Source organism: Microbacterium sp. p3-SID336, assembly GCF_025143365.1.
In the GTDB taxonomy this organism is placed as follows: Bacteria; Actinomycetota; Actinomycetes; order Actinomycetales; family Microbacteriaceae; genus Microbacterium.
The window spans coordinates 1-17,886 of sequence record NZ_JALXPE010000036.1 but is presented as its reverse complement, the minus strand read 5'-3'; the positions used below and the strand labels follow the sequence as shown (position 1 = coordinate 17,886).

The following is a 17,886-nucleotide window of genomic DNA, read 5'->3' as shown; positions in this document are numbered from 1 at the left end:
CGCCGCGATGACTCCGCGGCCCGCAGAGCACGGGACTCACCACCTCGATGCCGTCTACGACGCGGTGCTGTTCGACATGGACGGGGTGGTCACGAACACCGCCGCGATCCATGCCGCCGCGTGGAAGCAGCTGTTCGACGAGGTGCTGCGAGACCCGCGTGTGCAGGTGGACGACCCCGAGACGACCTTCGACCCGGTCGCCGACTACCGCCGCTATGTGGACGGGCGAACCCGCGAGGACGGGGTATCGGCGTACCTGACGGCCCGTGGGATCGCCCTGGACGCCGGAGATCCCGACGACCCACCAACGGCGTGGACGATCGCGGGGCTCGCGGCGCGCAAGAACGAGCTGTTCCTGGCGGAGCTGGACACCCGTGGGCTGCGGGTCTATCCGGGCACGGCGGCGCTGCTGCATCGCCTGCGGGACGCGGCCGTGCCGGTCGGGCTGGTCACCGCGAGCCGGAACGCGCAGCAGATGCTCGCCGCCGCAGGACTGGCCGGCTGCTTCGACACCGTGGTGGACGGCCGGATCGCGCTCACGCACCACCTGAAAGGCAAGCCGGATCCCGCCATGTTCGTGGAGGCGGCCCGGCGACTGGGTGTCGCCGCGGCCCGCACCGCGGTCGTCGAGGACTCGGTCGCCGGCGTAGCGGCCGCGAGGCGCGGAGGCTTCGGCTTCGTCGTCGGCATCGACCGCGCCGGAGCGCGGGAGCAGCTCGAGGCCGCGGGCGCCGACCTCGTCCTGGCCGATGTCGCCGAGCTCGACCTGGGCGTCTCCACCACGGATCCGTGGCAGCTGGTCTACGACGGCTTCGACCCCGCGCACGAAGGGCACCGGGAGGCGCTCACCGCGCTGGGCAACGGCTACCTGGCCACCCGTGGCGCCCGGCCCGAGCACCACGACGACGGCATCCACTATCCCGGCACCTACCTCGCCGCCGTGTACAACCGACTGGCGAGCACCATCCACGGGCGCGAGCTCGAGGAGGAGCATCTCGTCAACACGCCCAACTGGCTTCCGGTGGACCTCCGCATCGGAGACGGGCCGTGGCTGTCCACCGGCCAGGTCGTGACGCACAGCGAACAACGCGAGCTCGACCTGCGCCGCGGCCTGGTCGTCCGCCGCGCGGTCCTCACCGCTGGGAACGGGGATCGACTCGACTTCGTGCAGACGACGTTCACCTCCCTGGACGAACCTCACCTGGCCGTGCTGGAGACCACGCTCACCGCCCCCGACTGGAGCGGCACGGTCACCCTCCGCGCCGGGATCGACGCCGGGGTGCGCAACAGCAACGTGGCCGCGTACCTCGGATCGGACGCCACCCACCTCACGCAGCCGACGTTCCGCCACGTCGGCGACACCACCCTCTGCGAGGTGCGGACCCGACAGAGCCGGGTCCACATCGCCACCGCCGTCCGCACGACCCTCACCGGAACCGACAGCGCGACCGATCACCGCATCGACACGCCATCGCAGCCCACCCGGGAGTTCCGCATCCCTCTGGAGCAGGGTCGACCGGTCACCCTCACCAAGACGGCCGCGATCTACACCTCCCACGATCGGGCGATCAGCGAGCCGGGTGGTGCCGCCCTGACCCTGCTCACCGAGCGCGGTGGCGACGTCGAGGCGCTGCGGGAACGCCACGCGGCGGCGTGGCGGCGACTCTGGGAACGCTTCGCGGTCACCCTGGACGCCGACACGCACAGCCGACTCATCCTGAACCTGCACGTCTTCCACCTGCTCCAGACCCTCTCGCCGCACACCGTCGAGCTCGACGCCGGGGTGCCCGCCCGCGGCCTGCATGGCGAGGGGTATCGGGGGCACGTCTTCTGGGACGAGGTGTTCGTCCTGCCCGTGATCGCTCTGCGCACGCCCGAGATCAGCCGGGCGCTGATCGACTACCGCTGGCGGCGACTGGACGCCGCCCGCGCCGCGGCGACCGCCGCCGGACTCCGCGGAGCTCTCTTCCCCTGGCAGAGCGGCAGCGACGGTCGCGAGGAGACGCCCGAGGCGCTCTACAACCCGCGCTCCGGTCGGTGGATGCCGGACAACTCCCACCGTCAACGCCACGTCGGCCTCGCCATCGCCTACAACGCCTGGCAGCACTACCAGGCCACCGGCGACCTCGAGTGGCTCGCCGAACGCGGCGGCGAGCTCATCATCGAGGTCGCCCGCCTGTTCGCCTCGCTCGCCGAGCACGACACTGCCACCGACCGCTTCCACATCGCCGGGGTGATGGGACCCGACGAGTTCCACGACGGCGCCCCGGACGCTCCCGGCAGCGGCCTGCGCGACAACACGTACACCAACGTCCTCGCCTCGTGGGTCGCCACGCGAGCGGCCCGGACACTCGCCCTGCTCCACGGGCACCGCGGCGAGGGCCTCCGCGACCGGCTCCGCGTCACCGACGAGGAGATCGCGGGATGGGCCCGGCTCAGCACACGACTGGCGGTGGGGTTCCACCGCGACGGCATCCTCACCCAGTTCGACGGCTACGAGAGCCTGCAGGAGCTGGACTGGGACCACTACCGCGAGGAGTACGGGAACATCGGCCGGCTCGATCTCATCCTCGAGTCCGAGAACGACAGCACCAACCGGTACAAGCTCGCCAAGCAGCCCGACGTCGTCATGCTGGTCTACCTGCTCGGTCACGACGGGCTCCGGGCGCAACTCGCCACGCTCGGCTACCCGTTCTCCGAGCAGGACCTGACCCGCACGGTCGAGTACTACCTCGCGCGCACCGCCAACGGGTCGACGCTCAGCCGAGTCGTGAACGCCTCCGTCCTGGCCGGCATCGACCCGTCCCGCTCCTGGATCGCGTTCCGCGAGGCGCTGATCGCCGATCTCGACGACTCCCAGGGCGGCACCACCCGCGAAGGGATCCACCTCGGCGCGATGGCCGGCACCATCGACCTGCCCGTCCGCTCCTTCGCCGGCATGGCCCTCGGTGACGACGAGCTCGTCTTCGCCCCCCGACTGCCGCCGAACCTCACCCGGGTCGGGTTCCAGATCCGATACCGCGGCCACCTCGTCGACGTGATGCTCCGTGACCGCAGCCTGGAGCTTCGCGTGCACGCCGGCTCAGCACCCGCGATCCACGTGCGCGTCGGCGCGGTCGCCGTGCCGCTCTCGGCCGGACAGACCAAGACGTTCGCGATCGGCCCGGGCACCTCGGCCCGCGACGCGACCAACCGCGAAGGAGGCCTCGACTGATGAGCACGCATCGGAGCCGGTATCGGCGCATCGCCACCATCCTCGAGCACCACGGACTCGGGCTCGGCCTCGGGCTGCTCGGGCTGGAGAAGTGGATTCCCTTCAACAAAGGCGTTCTCGGGCATGCGCGCCGGGACGAGCCCTACACCAGTCCGGAACACCTCCGACTCGCCCTCGAGGAGCTCGGACCGACCTTCATCAAACTCGGCCAGCTGCTGTCCACCCGCAACGACCTGCTGCCCGCCGCTTACCTCGCCGAGTTGGTCAAGCTTCAGGACGCCGCGCCGCCCGAGGCCTGGGAGCCGATGAAGGCGGTGATCCGCGAGGAGCTCGGCGCGGACCCCGAACAGCTCTTCGCACAGTTCGACCCGCAACCGCTGGCCGCCGCGTCGATCGGGCAGGCATACGCTGCGACCCTTCACGACGGCACCCAGGTCGTCGTGAAGGTCCGCCGACCCGGCGCGGTCGCCCAGATCCACGAAGACCTGGAGATCCTGCAGAACCTCGCCGAGCGCGCCGACAAGCGGTGGGATGCCGCCCGCCAGTACAACCTGCCGGGCATCGTCGAGGAGTTCTCCCGCACGCTGCGCGCCGAGCTCGACTATCTGCAGGAGGGCCGGAACGCGGAGCGGTTCGCCGCCGACTTCGCCGACTCACCCGACGTCGCCGTCCCCCAGGTGTTCTGGGAGACGACCACGTCACGCGTGCTGACCCTGGAACGGATGCACGGCATCCGAGTCGACGACCTGCCCGCCCTGGACGCGGCCGGCATCGACCGGAACCAGCTGGCCAGGCGAGGCGCAGACCTCATCCTCACCATGGTTTTCGAGAACCGCTTCTTCCACGCCGACCCGCACCCGGGCAACCTGTTCATCCAAACCGACGGATCCATCGCCCTCATCGACTTCGGCATGGTCGGCCAACTCGACGAAGAGGTCACCGAGCAGCTCTCCGACGTGCTGCTCGCCTTCACCCGCGGAGACTCCAACGCGCTCGCCACCGCCCTGCTCGCGCTCTCGATCACCAAGAACACCTCCGACCGCGGCGAGCTAGGCCGCTCCCTGGACGTCTTCGTGTCGCGGTATCTCGGACGTCCCCTGTCCGAGATCCACCTCAGCCACCTGCTCGGAGAGCTGCTCGCCCTGCTGCGACACCACCACCTCCAGCTGCCGCAGCAGACCGCTCTGCTGTTCAAGGTCCTGATGATGGGCGAGGCACTGGCGGCACGGCTCGACCCCGAGTTCGAGATGCTGCAGGCGCTCACCCCCTTCTCGGAGCGGATCGTGCAGCGACAGTTCTCCCTCCCCGCCCTGGCGAAACGCTGGGCACAGGCATCCGCGGATGCCGGAGCACTGCTGCTCGAGCTGCCCGGAACGCTCAAGCAGCTCCGGCGGGTGCTGGAGAACGGCGGCCTCGAGGTGCACCTGCGCGCGGCCGAACTGGAACCGCTCGTGGGACGGGCTGAACGGATCGGCAATCGCCTGATCGCCGGCATGATCACCGCCGCCCTGATCAACGGCATCGGCGAACTCGTCAGCGGGAACACGAGATGGCGCTCGCGGGAAGGCGTCATGATCGGCGCCGGCGCGAGCGTGGTCACCGCACTCGGCGGCTACCTGCTCTGGACCACGCGGCGACGGCGATGACCGCCGCGGTTCCCATCCCTCATCAGAAAGGCACGCACATGAACACCATTCGAGTCGGTGTCAACGGCTACGGCGTCATCGGCAAGCGCGTCGCCGACGCGGTCCTGCTGCAGTCGGACATGGACCTGGTCGGCGTCGCGGACATCGCCACCGATTGGCGGATCAAGTCCGCAGCGAACCGCCTGCCCGTGTTCGCCTCCACCATCGAGGCGCAGCAGGCCATGCGGGCCGCCGACGTGACCGCACGGGGAGTGCTCGACGACCTTCTCGCGCAGTGCGACGTGGTCGTCGACACCACCCCCAAGCATGTGGCAGCGGGGAACCTGGAGCGCTACCGCGCCCTCGGCGTCAAGGTGGTCCTCCAAGGCGGCGAGTCCCACTCCACCACCGGCCACTCCTTCGTCGCCCAAGCCAACTACGCCAGCGCCATCGGCAGGGACAGCACCCGGGTGGTCTCCTGCAACACCACCAGCATCGTGCGGATCCTCGGCGCGCTGGATGCGGCCGGACTCCTGCTGCGCGCCCGTGGGGTGCTCATCCGCCGCGCCACCGATCCGTGGGAGTCGCACCTGGGCGGGGTCATGAACACGATGGTCCCGGAACCGACCATCCCCTCTCATCAGGGCCCCGACGCACAGACCGTGCTCCCCGGACTCGATGTCGTCACCATCGCCGCCAAAGGCGCCCACACGCAGACCCACAGCCACTACTGGACGCTGCAGCTGACCCGGGAGGCGACCCGCGACGAGGTGCTGGACGCTCTGCGCGCCGCGCCCCGCATCGCGTTCATCCGGATGTCCGACGGCCTGGTCGCCCTCAACTCCACCGTCGAGCTGATGCGCGATCTCGGCCGCCCCCGGGGAGACATGTGGGAGGTCGCGGTGTGGGAGGACCTGGTCACCGTGAACGGCAGCGAGGCCTACCTCGCCTACCAGGTCTACAACGAGGCCATCGTCGTGCCCGAGACGATCGACGCGATCCGCGCGCTGACGGGCACCGTCCCCGACGCCGCGACCTCGATCCGCCTCACCGACGAGAGCCTCGGCATGCGCCAGGACTTCCTCACAGCGGCGGCGGAGCCAGGCCATGACCGGTGATCACCAACCGCACTCCGCCGACCATCCCGGCGAAGGCGGCCCGCGGCGACGGATGCCTGTGACGGCGTGGCTGATCATCGGGATCTCCGTGCTCGGGATCGCGATCTACCTGTTCATCGACCACCTTCCCCACGTCGTCGCAGTGCTGCCCTACGTCGCGATCATCGGCATGGCCGCCATGCACCTGTTCGGCCACCGCCACCACACCGGCGGCCACGACTCGGATCATCGGCGCCACGGGGGCGACAGCGGTATCGACACGCGAGACTCGTCGTGAACACCGTCGTCCGCCCCCTCGCGCACGCCAGCCGGCACGGGCATCCCCGACCGCTGCGGATGCTGTGGGTGACGCTCGCCTGGGGGTCGTGCTTCGTCGCGATCACCGTCGGCCTGCAAGACGCCCCGCCGCTGTGGCTCGCGGCACTGAGAGCCCTCATCGCCGGGGTCGCGTTGGCAACCGTCGCCGGCATCCAGCGGGCACCTCTTCCCCGCGACCCGAAGACATGGGCACTGATCGGCTGCCTCGGACTGGTGAACATCGCCCTGGCATTCGCGACGATGTTCGTCGCCGCCACCGGACTGTCGACCGGGATCGCCACGGTGCTCGCCAACGCGCAGCCGATCCTGATCCTGCTGCCCGCGTGGTGGCTCTACCGCGAGCGTCCCACCCCGGCCGCGATCGCCGCGATCGGCCTGGGCTTCACCGGCCTACTCATCATCGTCCTTCCCTCCGGGCTCGGCACCGGAGCGTGGCTCTCACTGACGTCCGCCGCCGCGATCACCGCAGGCACCCTCATCGGCCGGATCGTGCACGCAGACGTCCGAATCGTGGCGGCAGCTCAGCTGCTCATCGGAGGTGCGATCCTCGCCGGCACCGCAGCCGTCACAGAAGGGCCGCCCACGATCGACTGGAACATCCGGTTCATCCTCACCCTGCTGTTCCTATCACTGGTCGGCACCGCCGCCACCACGGTCGCCTGGTTCACCGAGATCGGACGTGCCCGGCTCGACCTCCTCGCCGCGTGGACGCTGCTCGTGCCGGTCTTCGGGATCCTGCTGTCGCTGCTGATCCTGCGCGAGGACCCGGGCCTGTGGGGCTGGATCGGGACCGTGATCGTGCTTATCGCAATGGCGTTGCTCGCCATCGGATCCAGGCGCTCAGAGCCCTCGGCCGTCACGGCAACCGGCAATCGTGCCCCACGAGCCTCCGCCGATCATGCGACGTCCGACCCGGACGGCCTCCCTGACGAAAACCACGGCCCGCGCTCCCGGCCGGAAAGGAAACAACGATGAACCCGTCGCCCGCCCCACGCCCCCGCTTCCTCCTAACTCGGCGAGGGTTCCTCGGCGTCAGCATTGGCGCCGTCGCGACGGTCGCGCTGGCATCCTGCGCGCCGGCGGCGAACTGGGTGCAGCCCGACGGCGCCCAGGTCCAAGGCGCCGAGCGGCGCCGCGGCGGCACCGGGAAGGTCACCACCGCGACCCTCACCGCCGCCCCGACCGTGCTGGACCTAGCCGGGGCGACCGCGCCGACCTGGGCGTTCGGGTCTGTTCCGGCGCCCGTGATCCGTCTCGGCGCCGGAGACACTCTGAAGGCCACCGTCCGGAACCAGCTCGAGGCGGACACCTCCGTGCACTGGCACGGGCTCGCGCTGCGCAACGACATGGACGGCGTCCCGCCGGTCACCCAGCAGCCCATCAAGGCCGGGGCCAGTTTCGACTACGAGTTCATCGCGCCCGATCCCGGCACCTACTGGTTTCACCCCCACGTCGGGGTGCAGCTGGACCGTGGCCTGTACGGGGCGCTGATCGTCGAGGACCCCGCCGAGCCCGGCGGGTACGAGGACGAGTGGGTCATCATCCTCGACGACTGGCTCGACGGCGTCACCGCCACCCCCGACGACGTCCTTGACGAGCTGTCCGCCGGGATGGGCGACATGGGCGGGATGGGCGACATGTTCATGCGGATGGGCAACACCCTCATGGGCGCCACCTCCGACCTGCTCGGCGGCGACGCCGGCGACGTCTACTATCCCCTCTACCTCGTCAACGGGAAGCCCCCCGCCGACCCGACCCAGTTCACCGGGCGGGCCGGCGAGAAGGTGCGGCTGCGGATCATCAACGCCGGCAGCGACACCGCGTTCCGCATCGCCATCGGCGGTCACACGCTCACCATCACCCATACCGACGGATTCCCCGTGGAACCGGTCGAAGTCGACAGCATCCTCATCGGCATGGGCGAACGCTACGACGCGATCATTACCCTGGATGACGGCGCGTTCCCCCTCATCGCTCAGGCCGAGGGCAAACGCGATCGCGGTTTCGCCGTCATCCGCACCGGCAGCGCCGCGGCAGCACCGACGGCCGATGTGAGCATCCCGGAGCTCACTAGCAGCCGGATCGGGACCGCACAGCTGCTGACGTCAGATAGCAGCGTTGCGCTGTCCTCACGGCAGCCCGATCGGACCGTGGCGATCACTCTCACCGGAGGTATGGCCGAATACGACTGGGGCATCGACGGGCGACGGTTCGATATGAATCAGCCCCTCGACGGCGCGCACGAGATCCGCGAAGGCGAACGCGTCCGGTTCACGATCACTAATGACACCGAGATGTGGCACCCATTCCATCTACACGGTCACACCTACCAGCATGAAGGTGGCGGCCCGCGGAAAGACACCTCGATCGTCCTGCCCAAGCAGACCCTCACCGTCGACTTCGACGCTGACAACCCAGGTCTCTGGGTCGCCCACTGCCACAACATCTACCACGCCGAAACCGGCATGACCACTGTCATCGGCTATCGGGCGTGACCACGGCGCAACCTTCCGGAGGCCACGGAACTGGTCGTGTCGATGAACGCGTGACGGCGCCATTGATCGGACGGGATGCGGTCGCACCCCTGCGGGATCGTGACGATACCGGCCGCGGCTACGTTATTGGCCGGCCGGCCGGTCCGCCGTTGTCGGCGGTGGAGAGCGTCCGCGCCGAACGCATCCACCGCGCCGTGTTTGGGCACGCCAAGATCGTCCACGTCCTCGAGGGCGCCGCACATATTGAGACAGCCACAGGCATCCACGAGTTGACACCGGGCTACGCGATGGCTCTCGGGGCCGGCATGTGGTGCTCAGTGCGCCCAGACCCGACTGTGCGGCTATGGACGCTCTACTTCGACGAGTCCTTCCTCCGCTCCCACATGCGATGGGTGCTCGCCGACACCACGCGCGTCCGTCCGGGCGTGCATCCTGACGCCTGGGACGGCTCGGCACTCGTGCTGCAGCCTGGCGTGGACATCCTGCACCGCATCGAACCGCTGTGGCGCCAGATCAGCCTCGTGAACGAGACCGCGCCACCGGAGGTCGCGACCACCCGACTGATCTCTCTGTTTTCCCGCGCCGTCGAGATTGCCCTACCGACGCTGCTCGCCGACGACGGCGCCGTGCCCGAGAGGTTCGTCCTCCCGGTGCGCGGCCGGCTCGCGCAGCCGCCAATCGCTCGCCCCGTGCGCCGCTCGGTCGTCCTGCTGCGCTCGCGCATGACCGAGCCGTGGACGGTCGGCAGGCTCGCCGCGGAGGTGGCCGTCTCCCGCGCCCATCTCACACGCGTTTTCACCCAGCAGGTCGGTGTCGCCCCCATGCGGTTCCTCATCGAGACCCGCCTGACGGAGTTCACGCGACTGATCGAGGAAACCGACCTGCCGATCGCCGATGCATCCCGGCAAGTCGGATGGAACGACGCGCGAGTTGCGGCAGTATGGTTCCGCAAGCGCTTCGGAATCACCCCCACGCAGTACCGGCGGCATCCGCACCCTTCTTGCACCGGCGCCATGCCGTGCGAGTCGTGCCGTGGTGTGTGCGCCCTCACTCCGGTCCTTGAGCCCGTAACTCGTGCGGTGTCGCGTGATTCGCGCCGCGACGCGCACATTCGGCGGCTTTCCTAGACGATCTCTGCGCCCTCCCGGTAGGCCGGGTTGATACGTCAGGTTCACCGCTGCACCTGACGGGCGTACTCGCTGATCGTCCGTCTGCCTGCTGCGTGGTGAACCTCGCGCACCTCATGGTCGCAAGCCATGAAGCGAGCCCTGGTATCGGGGGCGTAGGGAGGAGGCCGGCTATGGACATCGGCGTCGTGCTACGCGCCGCCGCGGCGATGCCGCTGTCGGATGCGGCGAGGTCGTTCGCCCAGGCCGGCGTCCCCGTCTTCCCGTGCCGGCGTCTGGGGAAGGAGCCGCGCACCGAGCACGGGTTCCATGACGCGAGCGCCGAGTTGCGACAGGTGGCCGCGTGGTGGCGGCGCTGGCCGACCGCGAACATCGGCGTGCCGACCGGCGCGGTCTCGGGCTTCGAGGTGGTCGACGTCGACGTCCACCCGGCCGGAACCGGATACGTCGCGTTCGGGCGAGCGCAGCGCGAGGGCCTGGTCGACGGATGGGCCGCGCTCGTGCGCACCCCGTCCGGCGGGCTGCACGCCTACTACCCGGCAAGCCCGGACGATCCGCACCGTTCCTGGCAGGCGCCGGCCGCGCACATCGACTTCCGTGGCGACGGCGGCTACATCGTCGTGCCGCCCTCAACGGTGATCGGGCGGGCTGGGAAGCGCTCCTATACGGTGGTCGCCACCGCGACCTCCGACGGCGCGCCGGTCGACGCGCGCGCCTTGCGGGAGCTGCTGGACCCGCGCCCCGAGCCGGTCCCGTGGGCGGGGCCGCGGGAGCGCGTCGGAGACCTCGACCCCGATCGGCTGGCACGCTGGGTTGCCGCGCGCGGTGAGGGCGAACGCAACCGTGCCCTGTTCTGGGCCGCGTGCCGCGCCGCCGAGGCCGGCGTCCCCTCCGCCGACGCCCACGCCGTCCTTGGGCCGGCCGCCGAACGCGCCGGCTTGCCGGTTCCCGAGATCACTACGACGATCCGCTCCGCGTATCGCATCGCACACCCGCAGGCCGCGGCCCGGCCCGTGCCTGCCGGAATGTCCCCGGTCGCTGTGCAGCCCTCGATCCGGGCGGCCTTGTGAACGGTCAGCCCCAGGTGCGGCGATTCGTTGTGGGCACCGCCATCGCAGGCACGGTGTTCATCGCGATCGGCGCGTTCTGGCTGTCCTTCACGGCGCTGGCGGATCTGGCGCGCCGCTCCGGGATCGACGACGCGCAGGCGTGGGCGTGGCCGCTCATCGTGGACGGCATCATCGTCGTCGCCACGGTCGCGGTCGTCGCCCTGGCCGGGCAGCGAACGGCCTGGTATCCGTGGTTGTTGCTGATGGCCGGGGCGCTCGTGTCGGTCACCGCGAACGCGATCCACGCGATTGTCGCCGCCGATGCCGACGTGCCGGCGGTGCTCGCCGCCTCCGTGGCCGCCGTGCCGCCGCTGGTGCTGCTGGCGATCACCCATCTCACCGTCGTCCTCACCCGCGCGCGCCCGGCCGGCCCGTCCGAGCAGAGCGTCGCCGAGCCCGCGCTCGCCGTCGAGGTCGAGCCGGTCGCGGAGACGGACCCGCCGACGTCCGGGCGGGAGCTCGCGGTGGTGCTGCGGGATGAGGGCTGGTCGAACAAGCGGATCGCCCGGCACATCGGCGTGCATCCCTCGACTGTCGGACGATGGCTCGGAGCGCGTACCTCTCCGATAGCCATCACCGCGACCGCCGACACGGAAGGAACGCAACCATGAGCGACGCGATCCGAGACGCGCAGCCGCCTCACGACAAATCGCGTGAGGCCGGCTCGCAGCCGACCCGCGCCCCCATCGAGCGGCCAGAGCCGGACGTCTCCGAGTTCGCGGTGCATGGCGACCCATCCCGTCAGGCCGTTCCGGGACCGGCTCCGGATGCGGCGACGGGGCGCAGCACGGTCGCGTGGGTGCGGCCGACCGATCTGTTCGTCAGCCTGAGCGGGCGCGCCTCGGGCCGGGGCATCGACTTCCAGGCGGAGTTGGCACGCCGGACCCGCCGGCTGCCGTCGAACGCAGTCGCGGTGTCCCGTCGCGGGATCGCGCGGCGTTCGCACCGGCTCGCCCCGGTGACCGCGTTCGGTGTGAACACCCCGGCCGCACAGACCTCGCTCGAACCCCTCGAGCTGAAGTAGGCCGGAGCCCCAGCATGCACCGCTTCCCCAGCGTCCGGCCGGCCGCTGGGGAGCGTCCGTGTACCTGCCTGACGTACAGGAGGTGCCCGATCATGCTGCAAACCACTCAGCCCGCGTTCGCCACGAGCGAGGGACTTCGCGTCCTGCTCGTCCGCCTGCACGACGCCGGCCCCGGCGCCTGGCGCACCGACCCGGAGGCGGCGGCGCTGATGCAGTACACGATCCGCAAGTACGCGGGCCTGGCCCGCAAGCACCGCCAGGAGCCCGAGGACGCAGCCCCGGCCGCGTTCGATGCGATGCGCACGTCCTCGGTGCGCGGCGCCGACGACCCCTGGGCGGTTGTCACCCGCGCCGTGGACATCACCCTGAAGGCCGACGAGCAGGCCGCCGGGATGCTGTGCTCCACCCATCAGGCGCGACGCGCAGAATACTCCGGCTTCCATGAGGCCGAGCGGTTCTCCGACCGGGAGACCTCGATCACCGAGTACCACCCGGCGTTCCGCGTCGAGGCGCCCGAGGACACGGACGACGAGAGCGACGACCGCTCCGAGCAGGCCCGCCGCGCCCTCGAGGAGACCATCGCCTTGTTCGTCGCGTTGGACTGGCCCGAGGACGTCACCCGCGCGGCGATCGAGTACATCAGCGGACGGCTCATCGAGACCGGATCGCGGCGGGCTGCCTACGAGTCGTTGCGTCGGGACAAGCACGCCCGCGCGCTGCTGGATATGCCGCGGGTGTCGTGGACGACGCTGCTACGCGTCGTGCTTGGTAGCCCTGACCCGACTCTGGTGGCCACGAACACCGGCCGCGGGGTGCTGCTGCGTCTGACCCGCGGGTATCCGGTCGCCGAGATCGCCGCCGACGACGACCTGGCGCTGACGATCATCCTCGCCAACCCGATCACCGTGCGCGGTGGCGAGCTGACATGAGCGCGAGCGACCCGACCGCGGGACACATCGAACTGGAATGGTCGCTCGACGCGATCCGCATGGGCTACCGGCACCGGCAAGAGCAGGGCGACATCCCCGGCCTGGCCGAGTCGATCCGCCGGCAAGGGTTCCTGCACCCGCTGACGATCACCCCCGACGGGTTACTGATTTGCGGCGGGCGCCGCTACCTGGCAGCGCAGTACCTCGGGCTGAAGACCGTGAACGTGTGGGTGCGCACCGGGATCTCCGACAAGCTCTCTCTGCTGCTGGCCGAGCAGGACGAGAACCAGCTGCGCCTGGACTACACCGACCTGGAGAAAGCGTCGCTGTACCGGGAGCTGCGCGCCGAGCTCGCCGCGGACGCCGCACGCCGCCAGGAGGCCACCCGGTTCACCTCCGAAGGAAGAAACCCCAGGTCAGACGGTGCCGTCGAATCGACGGCACCGCACGGGGAGGCGGGGGACGTCCGTGAGCGGGCGGCGCTGATGGTCACCGGCAAGAAGGGGTACACGAAGCTGGAGCAGATCGGACGCTTGGAGGAGCTGGCCGCCGACGACGCCCAGCCGGCGTCCGTGCGCGAGCGCGCCCAGGCCGGCTTGGACGCGATCGGCCAGGGCGGACCCGTCAGCCCGGCCTACCGGCGCGCGCAGGCCGAGCAGTCCCTCGCCGAGCTGGAGCGCCTGGCCGAGGACGACACCGAGCCCGGCGGCGTGCGTGACGCGGCGGCCCGTGCGCTGGCGCGGCTGCGCGGCCAGCAATCCACCGTGCGCGCAGCGGAGCTGGAGCGGGTCGCTGCCGACACCCTGGCCCGTGTCCGTGCCGCCACCAAGCGCCGACCGGGCCGGCCGCACCCGGTCCCAGGGCAGGGGCAGGACGAGCCGGCGCGTTATCCAGTGCGGGTGTTCGTCGCCACGGTCGATGACTTGGCCGGCTTCACGTCGCACTTCGATCCGGCTGAACTCGCCGCCACGCTCGACGACGAACAGTGGGCCGAGTTCGAGGCCGTCCTCGACGCGCTGAACGAGCTGGCCGAGCAGATGCGCTCGGCGCGCACGCGTCGCCTGATCGCGCTGTGACCGTGCGCGGGGACGCCCCGCGCACCTGGACAGCATGGAGCTGACCCCTCGACCCGGACGCCGGCTACGCGTCATCCTTGCGCTGGTCGCCGCCGGCCTGCTGCTGATCCTGGCCGGCGTCGGCGTGTACGGGCTGCTGGCCGGTCCCCGCCGCGACGCCCCAGTCGACCCGCCGCCGAGCACCTCATCCACGGCTGCCCCGGTCGAGACATTCCCCGCCGCGGACGAGCCCGCCGCGCTGCGGCTCACGCACGACCCCGAGCGGTTCGCCCGCTCGGTCGCGGCGACCCTGTTCACCTGGGACGCCGGCGCCAGCTACGGACCGCTGGACATCGCCGACGTGCTGCTGGAGGCCGCCGAGACGACCACCGGGGAGCAGAACGGCCTCGCCTCCGACATCGCCGGCTACTTGCCGACGACTTCGGCGTGGGCGCAGCTGCGCGGCTACGCCACGAGGCAGAGCCTCACCATCGACAGCATCGGCGTCCCGGACGGCTGGGCTGACGCGCTCGCGCAGGCCCGCCCCGGCCAACTGCTGCCGGGCACCACGGCGTTCACGATCGACGCGACCCGGCACCGCACCGGCATCTGGAACGGGCAGCAGATCACCTCCGAGCATCCGGTCGCGTTCACCGCGTTCATCGTGTGTTCGCCGCCCGCGCCGGAGTTCTCCACCGGGCCGTGCCGACTGCTGCGCCTGTCCCAGCTCGACAACCCGCTGCGGTGACGGCATGAAGAAGCTTGCCATCACCCTCGCGCTGCTGATCTTCGTCGGCCCCTCCCCGGCGCTGCTGGCGGTCGGACTGCTGATGACCCCCGCCGCCCAGGCTGCAGCGTGCCTGCCCGGCTCCCTGACGGTCGGGGCCATCCCCGACGAGCTGACTGCCACCGCAGCCGACGGCACCTCGATCACGCTGACGCGCACGCAACTGACCCATGCGGCCACGATCATCACGGTCGGCGGGCGCACCAGCGGCGTGGGCGCGCCCGGCGTCGTCATCGCCCTGATGGCGGCGCTCACCGAGTCCCGGCTGCGGATGCTCGCCAACACCGGCGCCTACCCCGAGTCCGGCGACTACCCGAACGACGGCAACGGGGCCGACCACGACAGCCTCGGCCTGTTCCAGATGCGGCCCGCCTCCGGGTGGGGAACCGTCGCCGAGCTGATGGACCCCGACTACCAGGCGCGCGCGTTCTACGGCGGGCCGGACGGCCCCAACTACCCGAGCCCGAGGGGTCTGCTCGACATCCCCGGCTGGCAGCAGATGGACCCCGGCGAGGCGGCGCAGGCAGTCGAGGTCAGCGCCTACCCGGATCGCTATCAGAACTACCGACCCGTCGCCGAGACGATCCTGCGTGTGCTGACCGCGCTGCCGCGCGGAGGCGGAGGCGGTTCGGCCACGCCGATCGTGCCCGAGACCACGAGGGTCGTGTTCCCGCTTCCGACCGGGACATGGGTGCGCACCGACCCATTCGGGATGCGTGTTCACCCGATCACCGGCGAGCGGTCGATGCACACCGGCACCGACTTCGCCGCCGCCGACGGCACCCCGATATTCGCGATCGCCGACGGCATTGTCACCCACGCCGGCTACTCCGGTGGTTACGGCGGGCTCATCGTCATCGAGCACACCGTGGGCGGGCAGCGGGTCGCCTCAGCCTATGCGCACATGTGGGAGAACGGCATCTATGTCGCCAACGGGCAGACGGTCAGCGCCGGGCAGCACATCGGCGACGTCGGCTCCTCCGGACAGTCCACCGGCCCGCACCTGCACTTCGAGATCCGCGAAGGCGGCGGGGGCGGCACCGCCGTCGACTCGGAGCCGTGGCTGGCCGAGCGCGGCGCGCTCGACCTGGACGCCGCCAGCACCTCCGCATGCAGGCCGAGCCCGGAGGCTGCCTGATGGACGTGTTCCCCGACTTCGGCGCCACCGCCAGCGCGGCGGACCTGCCCCAAGTCATCGGCGCCCTGCTGATGTTCGTGCTCGTCATCGCCGTGCTGATGCTCGTCGTCTGCGCGATCACCTGGGCGCTCGCCGCCTCGCACGGTAACTACCAAACCGCCACACGCGCCCGAACCGGGCTGCTCGTCGCGATCGGCACCGCCGTGCTCGCCGGAGCCGGCGTCGCCTGGCTGAACTGGCTCATCACCCTCGGCTCCGGGCTCTGAAGCCCCGGCGGGATGTGCCGCGCACCTGACTCGCGAGAACACATCCCTCGCGAACGTCAAGGAGTCCCACCGTGATCGACATCGACCCCAACGGCACCGGCCTGCCCGGTATCGAGCAGCTGCGCACCATCGTCGGCGCGATCATGACGGTAGGTCTCATCCTGAGCGTCCTGGCCCTGATCGTCTCCGCGATCATCTGGGGCTTCGGCGCGAACAGCAGCAACCCCCACCTGGCCTCGCGCGGCAAGGTCGGCGTCCTGGTCAGCTGCGGTGCCGCGATCATCTGCGGCGCGAGCGTCACCCTCATCAACTTCTTCTGGAACGTGGGCCAGAGCGTATGAGGAGCCGCGCGAGCGCGCACCGGGAGCGGCGCTCATGAGCGTGTGCGACATCCCCGTCATCTCCAGCGTCTGCGATGCCGTCGGCGAGGGCGTCGCCTCCCTGGTCGCGGCCCCATTCGACTGGCTCGCCCAGGCGATGGGCGCCGCCGCCGGGTGGCTATTCCAAGCCGTGTGGGGCGTGTTCGACACCACCACCCTCGTCGACGTCACCGGCGCCGAGTACGTCGGCGTCTACAACCTCCTGTTCGGCGTCGCGATCTTCGTGATGCTCGTCTTCTTCTGCCTCCAGCTCATCACCGGCCTGATCCGCCGCGACCCCGGCGCCCTCCCGCGCGCTGCCCTCGGGCTGGCGAAATCCGTGCTCGGCTCCTTCGTCGCCCTCACCCTGACCGGGACGCTGCTGGAGATCACCGATCAGCTGTGCATCGGCATCGTCCAGGCAACCGGCAACTCCATGCAGGACATGGGCGACAAGATCGCCCTTCTGGGTGGCGCGCTCGCCGGCATCAACATCGCCGCGCCCGGTGTCGGGGCGATCATCACCATCTTCTTGGCGGGCCTGGCGATCTCCGCCGCCGCCATCGTGTGGTTCTCCCTGCTCGTGCGCAAAGCCCTCCTGCTGGTCGCGATCGTGTTCGCCCCGGTCGCCCTCGCCGGAGCATCGTGGGATGCGACCCGTGGCTGGTTCGGCAAGTGGGCGACCTTTGTGCTCGCCCTGATCCTGTCCAAGCTCGTCCTGGTCGTCGTGTTCCTCGTCGCCATCGCCCAGGTCTCCCAGCCGATCGACCTCGACCTCGCCTCCATCAGCGACCCGATCGCCGGCGTCGTCCTCATGCTGGTGGCCGCGTTCGCGCCGTACATGACGTACAAGTTCATCTCCTTCGTCGGGTTCGACATGTACCACGCGATGTCGGCCGAGCAGGAGGCGAAATCGGCCATGAACAGGCCCGTGCCCGTGCCGACCGGAGGTGGTAACGGGGCGTCCCCGAAGAAGATCCTCGACGGCGGCGACGGCCCCTCCGGCGGCGGCCGGCCCCCTGCGCCCACCGGGCAGCCGTCGACCGGAGGCGGAGCCGGAGCGGCGGCCGGAGGCGCGGCGCCCGCCGCGGGCGGCGGTGCCGCCGCAAGCTCAGGCGCCGGGGCCGGTGCCACGGCGGGAGGTGGAGCCGCAGCCGGCGGCGCCGCCGCCGCAGGGCCGGTCGGTGCGGCCGTCGTCGTCGGTGCCAAGGTCGCCGGCGCCGCAGCGACCGCAGGCCCCAAGGCCGGCAACGCCGTCGCCGCCGCAGCCGGAGGACACGCGGACGCCGCCGAGCCGGCCACGACCCCGCCGAGCACCCCCC

17 protein-coding genes are annotated in these 17,886 nt (G+C 70.7%); all 17 read left to right on the top strand.

All coding sequences use genetic code 11. From position 1 onward, the window contains the following. Nucleotides 1–7 precede the first annotated feature (7 nt). Nucleotides 8–3,214 (top strand): HAD-IA family hydrolase, encoded by a 3,207-nt coding sequence (locus M3C17_RS11955; RefSeq protein WP_259977984.1) that lies wholly within the window; start codon nt 8–10, stop codon nt 3,212–3,214. Continuing rightward, nucleotides 3,214–4,860, top strand: coding sequence for an AarF/ABC1/UbiB kinase family protein (locus M3C17_RS11950; RefSeq protein ID WP_259977983.1), 1,647 nt, complete (start codon nt 3,214–3,216; stop codon nt 4,858–4,860). The genes M3C17_RS11955 and M3C17_RS11950 overlap by 1 nt, the downstream gene beginning before the upstream one ends. Nucleotides 4,861–4,898: 38 nt before the next feature. Beyond that, nucleotides 4,899–5,957, top strand: coding sequence for a type II glyceraldehyde-3-phosphate dehydrogenase (locus tag M3C17_RS11945; protein ID WP_259977981.1), 1,059 nt, complete (start codon nt 4,899–4,901; stop codon nt 5,955–5,957). Beyond that, nucleotides 5,947–6,234, top strand: a complete 288-nt coding sequence (locus M3C17_RS11940; RefSeq protein WP_259977980.1) for a DUF2933 domain-containing protein — start codon at nt 5,947–5,949, stop codon at nt 6,232–6,234. Before M3C17_RS11945 ends, M3C17_RS11940 begins: the two co-directional genes overlap by 11 nt. Continuing rightward, nucleotides 6,231–7,250: a DMT family transporter gene (locus M3C17_RS11935; protein ID WP_259977979.1), complete on the top strand. Its 1,020-nt coding sequence runs from the start codon at nt 6,231–6,233 to the stop codon at nt 7,248–7,250. The genes M3C17_RS11940 and M3C17_RS11935 overlap by 4 nt, the downstream gene beginning before the upstream one ends. Further along, nucleotides 7,247–8,770 (top strand): multicopper oxidase family protein, encoded by a 1,524-nt coding sequence (locus M3C17_RS11930; RefSeq protein WP_259977978.1) that lies wholly within the window; start codon nt 7,247–7,249, stop codon nt 8,768–8,770. The genes M3C17_RS11935 and M3C17_RS11930 overlap by 4 nt, the downstream gene beginning before the upstream one ends. Beyond that, complete coding sequence (locus M3C17_RS11925; RefSeq protein ID WP_259977977.1) at nt 8,767–9,897, top strand: AraC family transcriptional regulator; 1,131 nt, start codon at nt 8,767–8,769, stop codon at nt 9,895–9,897. The genes M3C17_RS11930 and M3C17_RS11925 overlap by 4 nt, the downstream gene beginning before the upstream one ends. 173 nt (nt 9,898–10,070) lie before the next feature. Further along, a complete protein-coding gene (locus M3C17_RS11920) occupies nt 10,071–10,967 on the top strand; it encodes a bifunctional DNA primase/polymerase (protein WP_259977976.1) in 897 nt (298 codons plus the stop codon). A gap of 29 nt (nt 10,968–10,996) precedes the next feature. Further along, the gene (locus M3C17_RS11915; protein WP_259977975.1) at nt 10,997–11,617 is read left to right on the top strand and encodes a DUF2637 domain-containing protein; all 621 of its coding nucleotides are present in this window, start codon (nt 10,997–10,999) and stop codon (nt 11,615–11,617) included. After that, nucleotides 11,614–12,030 (top strand): hypothetical protein, encoded by a 417-nt coding sequence (locus M3C17_RS11910; RefSeq protein WP_259977974.1) that lies wholly within the window; start codon nt 11,614–11,616, stop codon nt 12,028–12,030. The genes M3C17_RS11915 and M3C17_RS11910 overlap by 4 nt, the downstream gene beginning before the upstream one ends. 92 nt (nt 12,031–12,122) lie before the next feature. Then, nucleotides 12,123–12,959, top strand: a complete 837-nt coding sequence (locus tag M3C17_RS11905) for a hypothetical protein (RefSeq protein WP_259977973.1) — start codon at nt 12,123–12,125, stop codon at nt 12,957–12,959. Further along, the gene (locus M3C17_RS11900) at nt 12,956–14,035 is read left to right on the top strand and encodes a ParB N-terminal domain-containing protein (RefSeq protein WP_259977972.1); all 1,080 of its coding nucleotides are present in this window, start codon (nt 12,956–12,958) and stop codon (nt 14,033–14,035) included. The genes M3C17_RS11905 and M3C17_RS11900 overlap by 4 nt, the downstream gene beginning before the upstream one ends. 34 nt (nt 14,036–14,069) lie before the next feature. Then, nucleotides 14,070–14,762, top strand: coding sequence for a hypothetical protein (locus M3C17_RS11895; protein WP_259977971.1), 693 nt, complete (start codon nt 14,070–14,072; stop codon nt 14,760–14,762). 4 nt (nt 14,763–14,766) lie between these two features. Then, nucleotides 14,767–15,939, top strand: a complete 1,173-nt coding sequence (locus M3C17_RS11890) for a M23 family metallopeptidase (protein ID WP_283284325.1) — start codon at nt 14,767–14,769, stop codon at nt 15,937–15,939. Next, nucleotides 15,939–16,205: a DUF6112 family protein gene (locus M3C17_RS11885; RefSeq protein WP_259977970.1), complete on the top strand. Its 267-nt coding sequence runs from the start codon at nt 15,939–15,941 to the stop codon at nt 16,203–16,205. The genes M3C17_RS11890 and M3C17_RS11885 overlap by 1 nt, the downstream gene beginning before the upstream one ends. A 71-nt stretch (nt 16,206–16,276) precedes the next feature. Continuing rightward, complete coding sequence (locus M3C17_RS11880; protein WP_045249057.1) at nt 16,277–16,546, top strand: DUF6112 family protein; 270 nt, start codon at nt 16,277–16,279, stop codon at nt 16,544–16,546. A 34-nt stretch (nt 16,547–16,580) separates the two neighbouring features. Continuing rightward, on the top strand, nt 16,581–17,886 hold a 1,306-nt coding region (locus M3C17_RS11875), incomplete at its 3' end, for a conjugal transfer protein TrbL (protein ID WP_259977969.1).

Coding starts and splice junctions, on each gene's coding strand:
- M3C17_RS11955 (WP_259977984.1), top strand. CDS start 8: ATGACTCCGCGGCCCGCAGAGCACGGGACTCACCACCTCGATGCCGTC.
- M3C17_RS11950 (WP_259977983.1), top strand. CDS start 3,214: ATGAGCACGCATCGGAGCCGGTATCGGCGCATCGCCACCATCCTCGAG.
- M3C17_RS11945 (WP_259977981.1), top strand. CDS start 4,899: ATGAACACCATTCGAGTCGGTGTCAACGGCTACGGCGTCATCGGCAAG.
- M3C17_RS11940 (WP_259977980.1), top strand. CDS start 5,947: ATGACCGGTGATCACCAACCGCACTCCGCCGACCATCCCGGCGAAGGC.
- M3C17_RS11930 (WP_259977978.1), top strand. CDS start 7,247: ATGAACCCGTCGCCCGCCCCACGCCCCCGCTTCCTCCTAACTCGGCGA.
- M3C17_RS11920 (WP_259977976.1), top strand. CDS start 10,071: ATGGACATCGGCGTCGTGCTACGCGCCGCCGCGGCGATGCCGCTGTCG.
- M3C17_RS11910 (WP_259977974.1), top strand. CDS start 11,614: ATGAGCGACGCGATCCGAGACGCGCAGCCGCCTCACGACAAATCGCGT.
- M3C17_RS11905 (WP_259977973.1), top strand. CDS start 12,123: ATGCTGCAAACCACTCAGCCCGCGTTCGCCACGAGCGAGGGACTTCGC.
- M3C17_RS11900 (WP_259977972.1), top strand. CDS start 12,956: ATGAGCGCGAGCGACCCGACCGCGGGACACATCGAACTGGAATGGTCG.
- M3C17_RS11895 (WP_259977971.1), top strand. CDS start 14,070: ATGGAGCTGACCCCTCGACCCGGACGCCGGCTACGCGTCATCCTTGCG.
- M3C17_RS11890 (WP_283284325.1), top strand. CDS start 14,767: ATGAAGAAGCTTGCCATCACCCTCGCGCTGCTGATCTTCGTCGGCCCC.
- M3C17_RS11885 (WP_259977970.1), top strand. CDS start 15,939: ATGGACGTGTTCCCCGACTTCGGCGCCACCGCCAGCGCGGCGGACCTG.